9 protein-coding genes are annotated in these 18625 nt (G+C 55.1%); all 9 read left to right on the forward strand.

The features are described from left to right. Window positions 1–268: 268 nt before the first annotated feature. Window positions 269–3553, forward strand: a complete 3285-nt coding sequence (gene dpdE / locus AC1RQB_RS21110; protein WP_063340414.1) for a protein DpdE — start codon at window positions 269–271, stop codon at window positions 3551–3553. Next, the gene (dpdF, locus tag AC1RQB_RS21115; protein ID WP_063340413.1) at window positions 3550–6153 is read left to right on the forward strand and encodes a protein DpdF; all 2604 of its coding nucleotides are present in this window, start codon (window positions 3550–3552) and stop codon (window positions 6151–6153) included. The genes dpdE and dpdF overlap by 4 nt, the downstream gene beginning before the upstream one ends. Further along, on the forward strand, window positions 6150–7049 hold the full coding sequence (gene dpdG / locus AC1RQB_RS21120; protein ID WP_063340412.1) for a protein DpdG: 900 nt from the start codon (window positions 6150–6152) through the stop codon (window positions 7047–7049). Before dpdF ends, dpdG begins: the two co-directional genes overlap by 4 nt. Next, complete coding sequence (dpdH, locus tag AC1RQB_RS21125) at window positions 7046–10135, forward strand: protein DpdH (RefSeq protein WP_063340411.1); 3090 nt, start codon at window positions 7046–7048, stop codon at window positions 10133–10135. The genes dpdG and dpdH overlap by 4 nt, the downstream gene beginning before the upstream one ends. Further along, on the forward strand, window positions 10126–10842 hold the full coding sequence (dpdI, locus tag AC1RQB_RS21130; protein ID WP_063340410.1) for a protein DpdI: 717 nt from the start codon (window positions 10126–10128) through the stop codon (window positions 10840–10842). Before dpdH ends, dpdI begins: the two co-directional genes overlap by 10 nt. A gap of 15 nt (window positions 10843–10857) precedes the next feature. Beyond that, window positions 10858–15426: a protein DpdJ gene (dpdJ, locus tag AC1RQB_RS21135; protein WP_063340409.1), complete on the forward strand. Its 4569-nt coding sequence runs from the start codon at window positions 10858–10860 to the stop codon at window positions 15424–15426. Further along, complete coding sequence (gene dpdK / locus AC1RQB_RS21140; RefSeq protein ID WP_063340408.1) at window positions 15423–15956, forward strand: phospholipase D-like domain-containing protein DpdK; 534 nt, start codon at window positions 15423–15425, stop codon at window positions 15954–15956. The genes dpdJ and dpdK overlap by 4 nt, the downstream gene beginning before the upstream one ends. Further along, window positions 15953–18202 carry a protein DpdD gene (gene dpdD / locus AC1RQB_RS21145; RefSeq protein ID WP_063340407.1) on the forward strand — a complete coding sequence of 750 codons (2250 nt, stop codon included), beginning with the start codon at window positions 15953–15955 and terminating at the stop codon, window positions 18200–18202. Before dpdK ends, dpdD begins: the two co-directional genes overlap by 4 nt. Window positions 18203–18292: 90 nt before the next feature. Next, on the forward strand, window positions 18293–18433 hold the full coding sequence (locus AC1RQB_RS21150) for a hypothetical protein (protein WP_157893803.1): 141 nt from the start codon (window positions 18293–18295) through the stop codon (window positions 18431–18433). Window positions 18434–18625 lie beyond the last annotated feature (192 nt).

An 18625-nucleotide genomic window follows, 5' to 3' on the forward strand; every position in this document is an offset into this window, starting at 1 on the left:
TCGACACCGATCAGTCCTCAGGTTTCTGCTAGTTGGCCAGAAATTGATCCTGCAACTCTTGGGCGATGGGGTGTTTCGATTGGTTCATGGTCTGTCCGGTCTGGAGCGAGATTGGCGCTCATGAGTCGGCTATATGAAAATTCGTACACTCTCATGATCGACGGCTGTATCCTCTGCGAAAATTCAACGCGCAACGTTGGAGGTAGCCAGGGAAGTGCTGAAAACATTTCTCTTGCAGTGTCCTAACTTTACACAGGCAAGAGGGATCATGTTCTGTTTAGTAAAGAATGCCGAAAGAGATGGCCTGTGTAAGCTTGTTGACCGTGAAGGTTCGCGGGCTGTGGTTGAATATTTCGATTGCCCAGCCAACGCAGTGCGACATCGGGTGGACGTCCCGTTATCGTCAATCAAGCCGAAGCGGTTGGGACGAAATACCCGAATCTTTACCTACAACGAACTAAGTAATCAGTGGCGCATCGGACGAGTTCGCGAGGACGACGGGGAAGGCGTCGAAGTCCGCCTGGCTGACAAGGTCGATGTCTATCTAGGCTATGAGCAGGTTTTTGTCCGGTGGAAACGACCGATCCACGACCCGGTCGGTTTCCTCGGTAACTTCGTTACCGAAACGCCACGCTTTGCCGAGGCACGTTCCGGCTTCTTACAGAATTACCTTTATCAGCGAGGCAGCGCGTTTGGCATCTCTGCCTTGTTTTCCTCTGCCATTGAATTGGAATCGCACCAGGTTGATGTAGTTCGACGCGTTTTGACCGATCACTCCCAGCGTTATCTGCTTGCGGATGAGGTTGGCCTCGGTAAGACGATCGAGGCGGGAGTTATCATCCGCCAAGCTGTGCTCGATGATTTACGCAAGCATCGAGTCCTCGTGCTGGTCCCGCACGCCTTGGTGGCCCAATGGCGGGATGAGTTGGTCACTCGATTTGGACTGCGTGATTTCATCGATGAGTCTGTATTCGTGCTACCCCAGGAAGATACCGATCATTTGCGCGAAGTGATTCCTAACTTATCTTTGCTTGTCATCGACGAAGCGCATCATTTGACCGATTCCCGTGCTGAAGACACCACGCAAGACTTGTACCGTCTAATTAGCGACGTGGCGCAGCGTACCGATCGCCTGCTGCTGCTGTCGGCGACGCCCATTCTGCGTAACGAGGCGGGCTTCCTCCGTATGCTGCACCTGCTGGACCCGGTGGTTTACCCGCTAGACGACCTAGAGAGTTTTCATGCCAAGATCGTTAATCGGCAGGCGCTCGCTGAGACGGTCGCTGCCCTAGATCCAAGCAATGCTTTTTTCATGGATGCTGCACTTGATGATTTGATCGCGTGTGTTCCGAATGACTCGCGCTTGGCACAATTGACGCGGGCGCTGAAGGAGAAGTTACTCGAGTTGCCGGACGAGGATAATTCGGATTTTTGCGCTGCTGTGCGGCACTTGCGGGCCCATATCTCTGAGACTTACTGTCTCAATCGTCGCATCCTGCGTAACCGTCGTAGCCAAATTAAGGGTTTAACGCCCGATCGCAACGGAGTGCAAATATGGACGGTCGAGGATTCGGTCATGGCACGTCTCGAATCAGCTTTGGAAGACTGGCGTGTTAGTGCGTCGCTGTCGATTGGCTCAGCGGATGCTGCTGTCGCACAGGCGCTCGAGGCATTCTACTGGAACTCTGCTTGCGCTCTTTCGGAGGATCTAGGCGCTCTTCGCCATCTTTGCATGGAGCGCCAAAATGGTATCGAGAGCGATGCGTCTAGGTCTTTTATCGGAGAGGGGGCACTCCTTGAGGCGGTCATCCGTAAAATTGACGACGAAGAGTGGATAGAGACTCGTCTCGATCGACTATCTGAGGGGCTTCGAACGCTGCCGGCTTCGATTAAGGCTGTTGTTTTCTGCTCCAACGAAAGAGTTGCTGACAATGTATTCGCTCACCTAAAGAACGACAACCTGCGTCTGATACGGCACGATGCTGGCGAATCAAGTGATGGAGATAATGGGCATGGTTGGCGAGAATTTTTAACCGATCCCTCGATCCGAGTCATTGTATGCGACCGCCGTGCAGAAGAGGGCATCAACCTACAGGGCGGGGAAAAGGTCGTGGTGCATTTTGACCTCCCTTTACAGCCCAATCGAATTGAGCAGCGCATGGGGCGTGTGGACCGCTATGGCGCTGGCAGTTCTGTACAGTCCTACGTGCTGCTCGACGAGGGAGCTCCGCTGCAAGCTGCATGGTTCGGAATTCTCGACCAGGGGTGGGGTGTCTTCAATCGGTCCATCTCCAGCCTTCAATATTTGGTTGAGGCTGAACTAGGTGGTTTGATGGCTGCACTGATCCATGATGGTGTAGAGGCGCTTGACGCGTTGCGTGATCGTTTGGCTGGCTCCTCCGGTTTAGTGGTCCGCGAACTCAAACTGATTAATCAGCAAGACGCGCTGGATCAGCTATCGCCTATTCCTGAGGCGGAGTTGGACGACTTGTTCGAAGTCGATGCGGACTGGAGGGCCATACGCGACACGATGATGTATTGGATCGAGGAGACACTCCTGTTCCGCAAGGTATACGAACCGCGCCGGCCCGCTACCCAATCTGTCGACGATCCCTTCCGCTTACATTACTGCTCGCCCGATGGCGACACCCCACCAACGCTTATTCCTTCGTCCGAGTTCATATACGATTTTTTGGGTGCTATAGACTTTGAAGCGCCTGGCGGTCGTTCGATCCGGCCGCAATCCTATCCGTACGTCGTGCACCGTCCCACTGCCGTTAGACGCAAGGTTCGTCCCCTGCGTTACGGTACAGAGTTCATTGAGGCTATCAAGTCGTTTTCAGACGTTGACGACCGCGGTCGCAGTTATGCGATGTGGCGGCAAGTGTTTGACCATTTCCCCGCTTCAGAAATGAGACTCTGCTTCCGTTTCGATTTTGTGATTGAGGCTTGCTTGGACGAGGCTATCTCGGTTCTGACTACCAACCATGGTCAATCGGGGCAAGCGGCGCGAACCGTGCTGGCGAGACGCGGAGACTCCTTGTTTAGCCCTGCGGTGATGCAAGTATGGGTGGACGAGGAAGGAGATGAGTTGACGCAAGATTTTATTGAGTGTTTTTTGATGCCTGAATACGCCAAAAAGGGTGGGAAGGGCTACATCGATAAAAATCTTGAGACACCTTACTTGCGTGCTTTTCGGAAGATGGCGTCGGATACGTTTGTCAATTGGGAGGAGCGCTGCGAACGGATGCGCGACCGCGCGCTGGCTATTGTAATAGCGAGGTCAGAGTTGAAAGATCGGCAGCACCGGGCGCTGGAGCGGGCGCTGGCCGAAGACGAAATCCGCTACGCCCAGTTGCAGACCCGTATCCAGTCTTTACAGCGTAGGGAGGCGGAAGCCGAGATGCGTCAACTCACGCTCGAGCAGGCGCTTAACGGGGCTCTTCATCGCGGCATATCGTCACCTTCGGTAAAAGTCGACGTCGCCGGCGTGGTCTTTCTCACAAGCCAACCTGTATCGCTCATTCAACGCTTCATCCGGGAAGACGTATGAGTTTCGGCTTCGATGAGTTGCAAGCTGCCTTGACGGATTGGCCCGCAGTTAGTGGTTGGCCTGAAAAGGTTGATGACAGCGTGCTTGACCGGATTTTCCAAGTGTTGAGTGCTGCGCAAACTCAACCAGGCAACACGGCATGGCATGCCGATCTGCAGCCTTTGTTGCGACATTTTTTGCTCCGCCTCAGCGACGGCGCCAGCAAGGGAATGAAGTTGCGTTTGCCTGCCGGCCCGGGGTGGCCTGATCGAGCAAGCTGGGCCACCCATGGGGTGGATGTGATCGAAGCGGGGGCCTCTGCCTATCTGCTGACCGCCTGCGAGTGGCATCCAGAGTGGCTTGGTGGCGGGGAGCATGGTGTATTCGCCGATGCTTTTTCGGATATCAAAGTGCGCCGTGCTAGGCATTGCGAGATAGACCCCTTCATTCGTGATGCCACCGGCTTTACTAGCTATTCTTCTCCTGGCCAGCGCGAGGCAGTCCGTGCTGCCTTTCTGATCCCAGAAGGCGATACCCTGATGGTCAATTTGCCCACGGGATCCGGCAAAAGCCTAGTCGGGCAGGCCCCAGCATTAGTAAACAAAGAGGATGGTCATCTGACCATCTTCGTCGTGCCGACGGTCGCCCTTGCCCTCGACCAGGCACGTGCTATGCGGAAACTATTTCGGAGTAATGGTTTTTCTCGGCTGGATTGGCCGTTGGCCTGGTACGGTGGCCTATCGAAAGAACAGCGTGCCGAGGTACGACAGCGACTGCGCAATGGTACTCAGCGCATACTTTTCACTTCGCCGGAAGCGCTCACCACTTCGCTTCTCAGTGCCGTATCGGATGCCGCTAGGGACGGCATGTTGCGGTACTTCGTGATTGATGAAGCACACCTGGTCACTCAGTGGGGCGATGAGTTCCGTCCTTCATTTCAGGCCTTGGCAGGTCTGCGCCACAGCCTGTTGCGGTTGGCTCCGCGTGGATTCCGTACCTTGCTAATGAGTGCAACCTTCACGGAAGAAACGGTTGAGACATTGGCGAGCCTATTTGGTCCCCCCAAACAAGTGCAAATGGTATCTGCAGTGCACTTACGCCCGGAACCACAGTATTGGTTCTACAAGGCCGCGTCGCCGCAGGAAAAGGAAGAACGGGTACTGGAAGCGCTGCGCCATGCGCCACGGCCATTCATTCTCTACGTCACGAAGCGAGAGGAAATAGCGTATTGGAACATTGTGTTGCGCTCCCAAGGCGGTCTGCGCCGCCTCGCCACTTTCGACGGTGGGACGCCCGACCGCGAACGGCAGCGCATCATTGAAGAGTGGGCTGCCAATCGCCTCGATGGCATCGTTGCCACGTCAGCTTTCGGCGTTGGCCTCGATAAAAGTGATGTGCGCACGGTGATCCACGCAACGATTCCTGAGACTCTAGACCGCTACTATCAAGAGGTGGGGCGGGGCGGTCGAGATGGTAAATCTTCGGTCAGCCTTCTGGTATTTGACGATCGCGACTGGGCTTTGCCGGAGCGACTCGCGAAACCCAAGATTATTTCTGACGAACTCGGGGTTAATCGTTGGAAGGCTATGTATCAATCACGTCAGCCAACGGTTGAAGAGGACTTGTGGGGGATCAATATCGATGCTGTGCCAGAACACTTGCCCGGGGGAAGTGACCTCAACGTTAACTGGAACATGCGTACTCTCAACCTGATGGCTAGAGCTGATCTCATTGCCCTCGAACTGGAGGTCAATCTTGATGAGCAGGACGCTGATCCGGGTGAGGATGCATCATCAATGCTGGCAGCAATGGCAAACGTGCGTGTGCGCATCCTCAATGACGGTCATATGATTCCCGAGGTTTGGGAGCGCGCCGTCTCTGCTTCGCGCAACAAGACGTTGGAGGCGGCCGAGCGGAACTTACAAATGATGACGCAACTGCTGCCGCAGTCCCGCGGACTGGGCCAACAGATAGGCAAAGAGGTCGGTGGCACCCTCACACAGTTGTTCCGTATTCGGTCGACGAGATGGCCGGTTCAGGTAACGGAGGTTTGTGGTGGTTGTCCCTGTTGTCGCAAGGAGCGCTCCGACTTTGGTGATCAATGGCACTATCCTGATCCGGTCGTGGTGCCGGTGAACCGTATTTTTTCATCATCGGCCTGCGCCTGGCGGGAAAAATTTCCTTGGGTGGATCCCACCTTCGTCTATGTCTTTTATGATGAGAGTCGACCCTGGGACGCCATCAGTCAGGCCACCCTGCAGTTCGCTGGATGGTTGGTTCAGTCGTGCGGCGTACGCGAGTTGGCGGTCCACCCCTTATCCCCACTGGTGCGCCTTACCGAGTGGAACCGACTATACCAGCGGGCGCGCGATCGGGTATTGCTACACCGATTACTTTTAGACTCCGATTTGGAGCCCTATTCCCCTTTGGCACGCATGACGGTGCTGGGGCCGGATACGTCCGCTGAACTCTTCTTAGATATCCAGATGCTTCTGCGACCTTTCCACGTAGTACTGTTGCCGCTCGGCCTACCGGATCCCGGCAACAGTTCGCGCCGCTTGGCCGACGTCAGTTCGAATGCCCTGTATCTGGAAAACCTTATTCAAGTGATAAACCAATGAGTATTCTAAACCTTGCCTCTGATGGCCTCCCTTCGATAATTCAGAGCCTCGCTCAGGTTGTTGCGCAAAACCAGAGCATTTCTCGCGATGACCTTATAAGAATTTGTGTTCCGGGGGCTGATATGGATGCTTCCAGAGCACGTCAGACATTGACTCGCTGGATCAGTCTCGGTTTGTTCTCGGAGGACGGAGATGAAATTCGACTGGCTGTGGAACTAAAGCGCGGAGAGCCTGTTGATACGTTCGCGTTAGATATTTGCCGCCACCTTGCCTTGCGTTATGAAAACGGACTACCGCTGTGGCCTGTCGATGGCAATGATTCAGAAGTGGGAGCCGGGCGTACCGCTGATTTGTGCCGCAGTTTGGCCTGGTGTCTGGCCCAGGATATCTACAGTCTTCCAAATAGCCCTGAAGAAGTCGAGAGCTTGGCGACTGCCCAAATTAAGGCCGGCTCCTTCATTTTCAAGAATAAATCCAACCGTTGGCCGGGTTTCTGTGCTTGGGCGAGATTTCTTGGCTTTGCTTCTGGCTATGACTCTGCCTTTCTCTGTGATCCGACTGTAGCGGTGCGTTCAGCGTTGCAAAAAGTTATTCACCAGGACGAAGTGGTGCCTGCGGCCGAATTTGTGTCGCGCCTGGCCACTCATTTGCCAGTGTTGGACTCTGGTGCTTACCGTCTTGAGGTAGAACAAGTGCTGAAGCCTGAGATGTGGACGGCGCCTGCTGCCGGACACTTGTCAACTGCGCTGTCATTTGCTTTGCGACGTTTGCAAATGCAGGGAACGATTAGCTTGGTGACTCTGGCTGACGCCGGTTCACGACTAACGCTTGTTGGGCAGGGGGGGCGGACATGGGATAGCTTTACCCATGTCCGCTTGATGAAGGATGCATCATGAGTTTGTTGAATTATTGGCCTTCCGCTGAAGAGATTAATCTCTGCATCAATCACGAAGCCGAAGGTGCGCACGACGCTGTCTTGCTGGCTGTACACCAACCCTCGCCGCTAAGTTTCCGGCTAGTTTCGTCGGAAAAGAAACTTGAGGCTAGTGAGGAGGAGTTGTTCAAGTACCTGATCACTAAAGATGTGCCGTCCGGCGTCCATGTAGTGCCCATTACCGGCGCGTCCGGTGTCGGTAAGTCGCACATGGTGCGCATCCTGGCAGCTCGACTGCAAATTCTAAATGAGGATGGTCGCTACGTCATCATCCGCATTCCGAAGAGCGCCAGCCTGCGGCGAGTTGTTGAGCTTATCCTGGAAAAATTGCCGGGCGACGAGTATGCCCAAGTCAAGACTGAATTTTCCAAGGCGCTCTCCGAAGTCAATATCGACAATGCAGGCATTAGCTTTCAAAGCCAACTCGATATTGCTCTAGGTGATTTCTCGAGAGAGTTGAGATCCCAGGTTCAAGCCAGTCCGAGCAATTCGGCACTTAAAGTGCAATACGGTCACGCCTCCTCTCTGTCGAAATTTATGGGGGATCCTGAGTTAGTTGACTACTTTCGCAGTAAGGTATTCCAAAGGATCGTAAAGCGTGCCATTGCTGGACAAAGTCAGGCTGAAGAGGATGCGCACGTTGAGGACTTCCATGCTGACGACTTCCTCCTGCCGGATTCCATCGATATCACCAAGGCTGCGTCAACTACTCAATCTTATTACATCCGAACTCTTCAAGTGCGAGAAGGCGAGGGCAGGTTCGCCGCTGCGCGACTGCTCAACGAGAGCAAAGTAGTCGACCAAGCGATTCGCCAACTCTTCAAGTTGCACGAATCCTTAGGCGGCATGACCTTGCAGGAAGTTATCCTTGAAATACGCCGGCTATTGCTGAAACAAGAGCGCGAGTTGGTAATTCTGGTAGAGGATTTCAAAGCGTTGACCGGTATTCAGGACACGCTACTCAATGTGCTGATCCAGGAGGGTGTGCGCGACGGCGTTAAGGAACTAGCGACGATGCGCTCAGTCATTGCCGTGACTGACGGCTACCTTGCCGGTAAGGACACGATCGCTACCCGCGCTAAGCGCGAGTGGATTGTTGAAAGCCAGTTGTCCAGCCCGGAGGAAGTCTTGCGTTGCACTAAGGCGCTGGTCGCCTCTTACTTAAACGCAGCGCGCTGGGGGTACCGTGAGTTGGTGCACCACTTTGAGATGAATGGTGGTGCGAGTGTCGGACAAGGAGCCTGGATCGGGCCTTATGCCAACTATGACGATGCCAGTTATACCCCTGTGTTGGCTGCTTTTGGAAAGGTCGGCGAGATTCCTCTGTTTCCATACACTGACCAAGCCATTGAACAATTGGCGCGGGCTGCACTTACCAGAAACAATGCCTTAGTCTTCACGCCTCGCTTCATCATCGACAATGTTCTGCGTAGCTTGCTTTTGGCGGGCCGGCCAGCATTCGAACGAGGGCATTTCCCATCGCCGGACATCAATGCTCCGGGGACGAATGCGGAGGTCACTCAATGGCTAACTTCGCTTCCTGTGTCGGAAGAGGTGCGGGAACGGTACCGGCGTGTGGTGGCAATTTGGGGAAATGCGCCGGGTACGCCGGCGGAAATTGGCTTTATACCGGGCGAGGTATTTGACGCCTTCAATTTGGATCGGCCGAGCATCGAATTCCGAATTGCTCCTTCAATAACCGAGGCGAAACCCTCTCTGTTGCCTCCGGAGACCCGGCCAAAGTCAGATGACGCAACTTTGATTGAGGCACTCGAAAAGTGGGTACAAAAGAATGAGCGCTTGCCCCAGGCCGTGGCTAACCAAATTCGAAAATCGATAGCGGCAGCCCTTAACGAACGTATCGACTGGTCTGCGGAGCGCAGTATCAAGTCACTGATCGATCAAAGACAAATAGCGATTCCCAACTCTGGCGGCGGAGCTAACATTGCAACCGACGCCATAGTGGTTGCTGACGACCACAGTGACCCTACCGGCCAGTTGCGCATTGACTTGGCGGCCGTGACCCGCTTCTATCAATTGAATGCTGGTCAGATGAATTATGACAGCGCTGATGATGACCTAGTCTGGATCGGCAATCTGGCCGACAGATTGATGCCGCAAGCGCTGATGGTCGTACGTGCTACCAGGCGCCAGAAACTCGGTATGGCAGTACGATTGCTAGCCACCAATAGTCGAATACTTGGCCTGATGGAACGCGGCAATACGCCATCTAGTCTTGCTGCGTTCTTGTTCGGTACTCCAGATGTTCCACCGCGGTCGCCTGAAGGAGCTCCGATTGAGTTTGGTGAGTGGTATGGCTTGCAGGAGCAGGCATCACGTTTACGCCCTGAGTTATTCCAACTTGTTGCATCTTACTGCGGAAGCTTCCAAGGCACAGGTAAGACGCCTTATGCAATGGACATGGTAAGAGTTGCCGACTGTTTGCTGCCTGAGGGCGAGCCCCCCGATCTAAACAAACTCGACTTGACCTCAACTGAGTTAAAGCAAGCACTGATGAAGATGAGTGAGGTGCGTGTAAAAGCACAGGCGCGCAAAGTGTTACAAGTAGCTGGCACCATTCGAGCCAAAATGATTGCTGAACTTGGAGATAACTTCGACAAGCAAGAGATTGCTGAAGAGTTTAGGGCGCTCTCAGATCAGTTGAAAGAGTTCGGTGCCTGGCCTGCGGACGACATCGGCATTAGTCATCCGGCGTTTAAGTGTTTGTGTGAGGAGTTCCGCAGTGGGGCGCTGCTCGAGTCACTGTCCATGCTGTCGAATTTCGGAGAAGGTGATGTGGGGGTGAACGACGCAAAGTTAATCACTTACATGGGGCGATTTGACGTACGGCCTCTTATCGTATCTAGCCGCTTTGTCGAGGTGGCGCGAAAGGTGGTGCGCGCCTCGGAGAGGCGCGCCAAGAGCCTAGAGGACCAGTTTCAGGGGGTGGATCCTCAGGCGCAGGCTAGTCAGATCCAGAGTTTGTTCGACAGCCTTTTGGACGAGATGGATGTCTTAAGTGAGACAGGAGAAACCGCATGCTCTTAGGTGATGCCCGGAGTGTCCACGAGCGTTTGGTGCGTGCACAATCTGCCCGGAGTGATATCGATGAGGCTGAAACTTTGGGGGTAAAGCGAAATGAACTGCAGCGTCTGGCAGACCGGATCGTTATCCTGGCGCGCCGCAAAGCCTTTCTACAGTTGGAGAACGTTCCAATCTCACCAGTTCATGACATCGACAAGGCGAAGCAACTGATCAGCCAGAACAGGGCCCGTTTTGCCGAGTTACCTAAATCCACTACCTTGGTAGGCAACCAGCGCTGGAGCAAGTTGCTGTCGACGCTCACCGAGTTTAGCGCTTCGACAGAGACTCTGCAGAAACAGGACTGGAAAGATTACTTTAGTAGTAAGTTATTTGGCGGATTGCCCCCCGAACAACGTAAGCAGACCATTCTTCAGGCTTTGCCGTCAAACCAAAAAGCTTTAGAGCTTTACACGCGCCTATACCAACGCTTCAATCAATATCGCAATACAATTCCTAGTACCTTAGAAGAGTTGCGTGAGATTCTGGAATGTTCGAAGGGTTTACCAAGTATTCAGTTTAAAGAGAATGACGATGTCCCAGTTCCGGTGAGGGCGTTCTTTGACGCCACCTCCTTGGGGGGCGGAGCTAGCTTGGATTTCCTTACTTCAGAGGTCATTGAGTGGCTGCGGAAGAATAATATGCTCGTTAACTTTGTAGTTAGGGCGCGCTAATCAAACGGAGTTCTTTTGGAAGCACGTGAACGTTTTCTTGCCTCGGCTCTGGATCGCATCGAAGAGCGTGAAGCAAGGTTGCTGACTTGGGGCATCGTCGATGGTGCCTTCAGCCATGACGAAATCAGCGATTTGCTCAATCTCCTGATCGACGAAGCCATCAATGACGGCCTTGAGGATTTTTACTCCGTCGAGGATGTACTGAGGGAGCTACGACAGCGCAAGTGGATTGCCGAAGTGCCAAGGAGTGATGGCGCAACCGGTTACCGATCACGCATGGCGGAAACCGTTCGTTTACTGCAGCGCTTGCGACAACTGTTCCCGAAACACTCAGGTCCAAGCGGATGGCAGCAGGCCCCGAGCTTAGTTGCCGACTTCCGCTTTTTGCGTCGTCGTCGCAGCTATCCAGCGCGCGACATTTCCGTCGAGCAGGCGCTGATCATGATAGGTCAGGCTGCCTCAAGTCCAGCGCTGCTGGCGGCTGTGCAAGCGCTGCTAGCGCCCCCCGAACGGACCGTCCGTCTGTCCGGTTTCCAAGTCCGGGCGACCCAGCGCATTTTGCGCGCCATCGAAACCGGGAAGGATTTGGCGACTATCGTTTGTGCTGGTACAGGCAGTGGTAAGACTCTCGCGTTCTACATACCCGCGTTAGCGTCGATTTACCGTCATGTGCTCGTGGAAGACAAATCCGAGCGCTGGGTCAAGGCGGTTGCCTTGTATCCACGCACTGAACTGCTTAAGGATCAATTGCGCGAAGTCTTGCAGCGCATCCGTAGCCTTCAAGCCGTTTTGCCGCAAAAGGATCAGGTGTCAATTCGCGTTGGTGCCCTCTATGGGGATACCCCGCATTCTGCACAGTTCTGTGAGTGGCCAAAAATAGGCAATGATCAGGTCTGTCCGACTCTTGCCTGTCTCGACTGTGGCGGCGAGTTGCGCTGGTTGCGAAAGGATCGTAGCGAGGGGCGCGAACGTTTGGTGTGCGCTTGTTGCGAAGCGGTGTTGGACGGCGCCGTGTTCCCGCTCACCCGGGAATCGCTCAAGAACTCCGTACCGGACATCCTGTTCACCACCACCGAGATGCTGAACCAGCGACTCTCGGACAACTCGATGATGCATCTTTTCGGCGTTGGGCCCAAGGCGCTGCATGCGCCGGAACTGGTGTTGATGGATGAAGTACATACTTACGAAGGCAAGCATGGTGCGCAAGTCGCCTATCTGATGCGGCGCTGGCAGCGACTAACCGATCAATCGTTGCGCTTCGTCGGCTTGTCGGCGACTTTGCGCGAAGCTCCGCAGTTCTTCGCTGCGCTGACAGGTTGTCGCACAAACCTTGTAGATGAAGTGTCACCGCGTGCTGACGAGATCGAATCTGAGGGTGCCGAGTACATGATTGCGCTGCGCGGCGATCCGGTTTCGCGCACGGCACTGCTGTCCACCACCATCCAGACTACCATGGTGCTGCAGCGCTGCCTCGATCCAAAATCCGCGGAGCCGCGACAGTCGGTCAGCCGCGGCGTCTTTGGCCAGCGCACTTTCGTGTTCACCGATAACCTGGATGTGATCAATCGATTGTATTTCGACTTGCTCAGTGCGGAGGGACGCAATAGCTATGGCGATCCCGACATGCGCCATGCGTCTGACGGCGGCCTGGCGGTGCTGCGCGAGGCCGGATCCTCGCTCTTGCGCTATGCCAACGGGCAAGACTGGCGGTTCTGCCAAGACTTGCATCAGAGCCTCAAGCACCGTCTAGTGGTCAAGCGGGTCAGCTCCCAGGATCGTGGAGTTGATGCTGACGCGGACGTTATTGTCGCCACTGCTGTCCTGGAAGTAGGTTTTGACGATCCGGTCGTCGGCGCGGTGATCCAGCACAAGGCTCCACGCGGTATCGCGGGCTTCCTGCAGCGTAAGGGACGCGGCGGCCGCACCCGCGGCATGCGGCCCTGGACGGCGGTCGTGCTGTCTGATTATGGCCGCGATCGCGCTGCTTACCAGAGTTACGATTTGCTGTTCGATCCGGAATTGCCGGTCCGTACGCTGCCCTTGGCGAACCGATACATCACTCGGATGCAAGCGGTGTATGCCACCATAGACTACTTGGCATCGCGACTGCAGGATGGCCCTGTAGGTAGCGTTTGGAGCGACCTCAGCGGTGGCAACAAGCTCAATGCGCAGCGGCGCCAGCGCCTAATACGCGAACTGCGTAATATTCTTGAAACCGAAGCGGGTAGCCGACGCCTCTCCGACTATCTGCGCCGCGCGCTGCGCCTCTCTGACGAGGAACTGTTGGCAATATTGTGGGAGTACCCGCGACCGCTAATGACAACTGTGCTTCCGACTGCGCTCCGGCGCCTAGTGAGCCTCTGGAGCGCAGACGGTAACCCACAAGAAGACTACCAAGCCTTCAACACTCCGTTGCCGGACTTTATTCCGGGTTCTCTTTTTGCTGACCTCAACTTAGCTGAGGTCGCCATCGATCTGCCAGAGTCGCACTCGGCAAGTCCCTTCAATGTCTCTGTGATGTCGGTATTCGCTGCACTGCGCGAGTTCGCGCCCGGTCGCGTCAGCCGGCGCTATGGCGTTCGCTATCGTACCGAGCGCCACTGGATCGCACCGTCGCCGGATTTCCAAAGCGGATCGGGCATCTGCAGCGATGTCTTCGGTCTCGATGTCGATGCGATAGGAAGCCACGTGCTGTTAGGGGAGTATATTGTACGCCGGGGCGTCAAAACGGTAGCTCTGCCAGTTTACCGCCCGGTACGCCTGGCACCGCAATCACCACCGACGGCAGTGAAAGACTCGTCGAATGCCTCCTTGGAATGGCATAGCCAAATCGTCGCTACCATCGAACCGGGCTGGCTGACGCCGCCCGGAGGTAGCCAGTGGGCAGAGATCGTCACCCGAATCGGCTTTTTTACCCACTCACGCCATGCTCCAGTAGAGATTCGGCGTTTCGCAGCGGGCGCTTCAGCAGAGATTGGCGTCGGTACGGAGAGGGTGCGGGTCGACACGGTGTTTCAACGGGAGAACCAAACGGTGGGGCTGGGGGCGCAATTTGCAGCCGACGGTATGGTGTTTCAGATTCACATTCCTCCCAACTTGCACTTGCGCACTCATCCCGGCGACGAAGCGAAGTGGCGCGCCGTGCGTAGCGCCCGCTTTATCGACCTCGTCTGGCGAGGTGAGCGCTTGGCTATGATTGGCAACCCGTTCATGCGCGAGTGGTTAGCACAGATTTACCTGTCTGCCCTTACATTTGAAGCGATGCACCGACAGATCGGCTTGGCCGAGGCCGACGCCTCCATTCGACAGGGTCATGCGTCGATTTCGCTTCCGGATGTGCTGAGTCTGCTATTCCAGTCGCAAGTGGTCGAAGTACAGGGCACCGACGCAGCGGCGGGCAGTCCGGACAAGCTACGCCAGGAACTGGACGCCTGTCTGCGCGATCCTATCGTGATTGCGGAATTGCACGAGTTTGGCGCCATGCTTTGGGAGCCGATCGATTCCAACTGGGAGTCGTGGCTACGCGGGGTCTACCATTCCACCCTTGCTGCGGCCCTTTTACGTTCCATTACCGACCTATGCCCGAGCATCGATCCGGAAGATCTGACGGTCGACTTAGACCGCGGCCCGGCGCTCCCCGGCCAAGCCGCCGGTTTCGACTCAGAGGCTGTGGAGGCGTGGTTTACCGAACGCAGTCCAGGGGGCAACGGACTGATCGAGGAATTTATGCGGCGCTACGCGGAAGATCCGCGCCGATTCTTTGCTACGGTACGTGCCAATCTGAGCATGGGCGAATTTGAGTTGATCGACCATCAACTTAAGCAAATGGTCACAGTGCTGGCTGAGGACGATGGTCGCGGAAATTCGGAAAGCGCCGCACTGGCGCGCCAATTCCGTGCCGCCACCAGCCAGGAGGAAATGACACAGTCCTTCCGACGCTTACGCCGGAAGCTGTTGCAGGAAGGTTTTTCACCTTTCCACGGCTTTTTAGTGGCGCTTGGTAACCGTGTTCTGCGACCGGGATCGGGCGCGGCGACTGATCTCTACCTTTCCCGAGTGCTTAATCATTGGCAGGGTGAGGAGGCGCGTATCGGCATCGAGGTCGATCTGCGCGTTATGAGCTATTACCTGAGTCAATCGGACGATATCGACCGAATTGTGTCCGACATCGGATCCCCTCCAGGCAACGACCGCGCGGCCTGGCGCATTGGCGCTATCTATGGACTCTTATGGCCCCGCGGTCGGGCGATTCGCCAGTCCGCACTGCAGATAAGGAATCCCTTCATTGAATTGCCTTTGATCGAGCGCCTCTTAGTGGTGGAAACCATTGGCGATGATCGTGTCTGCATTTCGCTGCTGGACGATAACTGGTTGCCGCAGGCGGCCGAACAACTTAATGCCGGTCGCCAAGTGACGCTGACCTGCCCGGAAGTCGAACGTGCTCGCCTGGCTTCCGCGCTCAATGCACTGGTAACCAATCCGGTCGAGTCCGATTACTTGCGCGTTTATGCCCGCCTACAAGGCATCCGCCAAACCCAATCCATGATCGAAGCCGATATCGAACTCGTCGAGGCAGTGCAATGAATATTCTTTACCGGCGCATTTTCAAGACGCAAACAACTGGCGTCACCACTATCCAGGAATTGTTACAGACCATGTTCGTGGCTGAGGTGTTGCAACCCGGCGACGAGATTTGGATCGTTTCTCCTTGGATCAGCAATGTTGTCTTGATCGACAATCGGTCCGGTAGCTTCGATGCCCTCAATCCCGAATGGGGGCGGCGAGAGATCCGCCTCGCCGACGTGCTCGTGACGCTGATGAATTACGGCACAAAGGTGCATATCGTCACCCGAAGCGAAGCCAGCAACGATGCCTTTCGTACCCGGATAGTCGATTTCGCTCGCGAGCATAGTCTAGAAGATCAACTCGAGGTGCATATCCACGACCAATTGCATACCAAGGGCATCCTGCTCACGCGTTGCCTGTTGATGGGTTCGATGAACTTGACCTACAACGGCATGATGATCAATGACGAGTGGGTTGAATTCTCGCTCGATCAGCACGATCTTGGTCGCACCCGCCTTGAGTTCGCCCGCTACAGGGAGGCCGCATGATTGACGTCTTGCCTTATCAGGAACAATCCTGGCTAGGGTGTTTCTTCTCCGGGCGCAATGCCCTGCACTGGGAGGCCATTGTCGGCGGCAAGGCGCCGGCGGCATGGCTGGAGCAGGTAAGCCCGTGGATCGCCACTTTTGCCACCCAAGGCTGTCAATCGCCTATTGTGCTGCCGGTCTTCGATGCTGATGGGCCGTCTCAATGGTATGCAATGGCTGGCAATGAGGCTTCGGCGGTTGCATTGGCGCAGGAATTGATAGCTGTCGTCGGCCCAAGTTATAGCGATTTTCGTGGCCAACCGCTGCAGGCCGATTGTAGCGACGAGATCGAGTGTGCCCTGCAGAAGCGCTTTGGCCGTTTTGTCTTCCGCTTGCGGCCAGTGAGTGCGGCGGCGCGCGGCGATGTTACACAAGCCTTGCAGTTGTATCTCGGTTTGCTGCGACGGCGCCCAGACATCCCTGATCGCACACAACGTCCGTTCGGCAGGGTACGTGCTGAGTTCGATCGGGCGTTGCTGGCCGGCAACGAGGTAGATGCTCAGCGCTTACGCCACGAAATGATTGCTAGCGGCCGTATTGACGCCGAACAACACAAATATTTGGAAATCCGAATGCTGGCCGGCCTCGGCCACCAGCATCAACTGGCGCACGATTACTCGCTGATCAAGTCCGTACTTGGCCTGTCTTTACCGGTCCAGACCATCACCGACTTGGTCGAGGCGCTTTATGCAACTTATATCGCCGCCATTGAGGATGACCTGAATGTTGATGGCATCCTGACGGTTTTTCGGAATGACATCGCGCGTCACTTCGGCCGGCTGTTTAGGGAGCGAAAAGGAGTTCGTCAACCTAATGTACTGAAAGCCTTCCTGCTCTACGAACTGGTGCAGGATGAACCGAATGTGGTGCGTTGCAGGGCCATTGCTGCCGCTTATCCGGCCCAAGCAGGGCCAGAACTGATCGAGTATTGGTCCAACCGTTTGGTGTCTGCCCCGTCGTCGCGTGCCGATGTCTTTGAATTGGCTCGTCAGGCCTTAGCCGATGACGACTATGAGTTGGCGCTGCAGTTGTCGTTTGAATCCTCCCCCTACGTATGGACGTACAGCGTCATGCTGCGTTGCGCAGTAGAGTTGGAGGAAATTGAAATTACCCGGCGGGTGCTCGAAGCGGTGGGTAATGCACCCGAAGCCGCGCGGGCAACTTGGACAAAACGTGATCTGAGCAGACTGCAGCAGTTGCAGTCAGAGCCGTCAGAAGCGTCGCAAGAGCGTCCTGACACCGATTGGATGTCCTGGGTTCGCTATGTCGAAGCCGGCCACTATGAGCGCCCTCCGCTGCAGATCCTGGAAGAGGCACTCACGCGTTGGAGTGCCGAGGCTTATGCTTCGGATCCAGAGGCCTGCCGTCAGTTGGCCGAGAAGATCGGCAACGCCAGCGGTGAGGCAGAATGTGTGTTTCGCGATGCCTTCGGCGCCTTGGTGGAGTTCTTTGTCGATCGTTTGGCACATCCAGTGCGAGGCTTCATACCGCTTTACACCATGCTAATCCGCATCGTTGCATGGAATGGGGTGGTGTCGGCCAATGAACTCGAATTGGCCTCTGCTCTCATACAGGCGTTGGTCAGCCTTGGTCCTTCGAAGGACGACTACGTCGAAGCGCTCGATGCCTACTCTGAGATAATTACCGCGAACAATACGCCCGGCAATATCGACTGGGCGCTCAATGCAGCTGAAATGCTGGCCCTGCATGGATCTCCAGACAGCGAATCGCGACTGCGTTTTTTTATGGCAGTCGTGGAGTTGGCACGCACCCAGAACCATCGTCTCAAGCCGACTCAACATGCAATCCTGTCTCTACTGGCAAAGGATTATGGTTGTGCCAACTTGCTGGAGTCTTTCTCCTTTCAGGAAGAGGGGCATGCGGAAACAACAGCGCATGCTGATTTCGACGGTTTAATCGGCATCTATACCCTGACTGAATCCGCCGGGCAGCGCGCGCGGCAATTCCTGCGAATGCTCTTGCCGCTGGCACGGGTAGAGTTGAATGCCGACGTGGTGGCTACCGACAGGCTCAAGCATCTGGCGGTAACCGCCGACATCTTCGTTTTTGCCTGGAGGAGCAGTAAGCACCAAGCCTATTACGCGGCGAAGGAAGCACGCGGCGACCTGCAAACTCTGCTCCCCATGGGAAAGGGAAGTGCCAGCATTTTGAGTTGTGTGTTGACGGAACTCGAAAGGCTGGGATGAAGCGTTTATGCATCGAAAAGCTGCAGGTTGGGGTGGCGGCGAGAAACTAATGACCCTATGCCTGTGGAGTTTTGGTAGGAGGAGTGGATGATGAAAAAAATGGATGCTTCTGCAGTCAGGGACATTGTTAGTGGTGGTGTACTTGAACTAAAAAAGAAGGTTATAAGTAGTCGTGGTGTCAATTTTTATTGGTGTAAGGGTAATCCTATTTATCTAAGTGTTGATGAATAGAGATAAGATTTTCTTTGGCTTCTAGTGGTTTGAAATGCGTGGGGGGCTAAGAAGCGCCAACGAATATCGCTGGTATTTTTTTTTTTTTTTTTTTTTTTTTTTTTTGGGGGGGGGGGGGGGCTGCCCAACATTGCTTTTCGTTGTGGAATTTGTTTTTGGTGTTATTTTGGGTTGGTTCAAAAACCAACTTCC

Source organism: Pseudomonas sp. GW822-FHT02E03, assembly GCF_058802325.1.

What these genes read in the sequence shown, in the direction of transcription:
- AC1RQB_RS21150 (WP_157893803.1), top strand. Translation starts at nt 18,293, where the DNA reads ATGAAAAAAATGGATGCTTCTGCAGTCAGGGACATTGTTAGTGGTGGT.
- dpdK (WP_063340408.1), top strand. Translation starts at nt 15,423, where the DNA reads ATGAATATTCTTTACCGGCGCATTTTCAAGACGCAAACAACTGGCGTC.
- dpdI (WP_063340410.1), top strand. Translation starts at nt 10,126, where the DNA reads ATGCTCTTAGGTGATGCCCGGAGTGTCCACGAGCGTTTGGTGCGTGCA.
- dpdE (WP_063340414.1), top strand. Translation starts at nt 269, where the DNA reads ATGTTCTGTTTAGTAAAGAATGCCGAAAGAGATGGCCTGTGTAAGCTT.
- dpdF (WP_063340413.1), top strand. Translation starts at nt 3,550, where the DNA reads ATGAGTTTCGGCTTCGATGAGTTGCAAGCTGCCTTGACGGATTGGCCC.
- dpdG (WP_063340412.1), top strand. Translation starts at nt 6,150, where the DNA reads ATGAGTATTCTAAACCTTGCCTCTGATGGCCTCCCTTCGATAATTCAG.
- dpdD (WP_063340407.1), top strand. Translation starts at nt 15,953, where the DNA reads ATGATTGACGTCTTGCCTTATCAGGAACAATCCTGGCTAGGGTGTTTC.
- dpdH (WP_063340411.1), top strand. Translation starts at nt 7,046, where the DNA reads ATGAGTTTGTTGAATTATTGGCCTTCCGCTGAAGAGATTAATCTCTGC.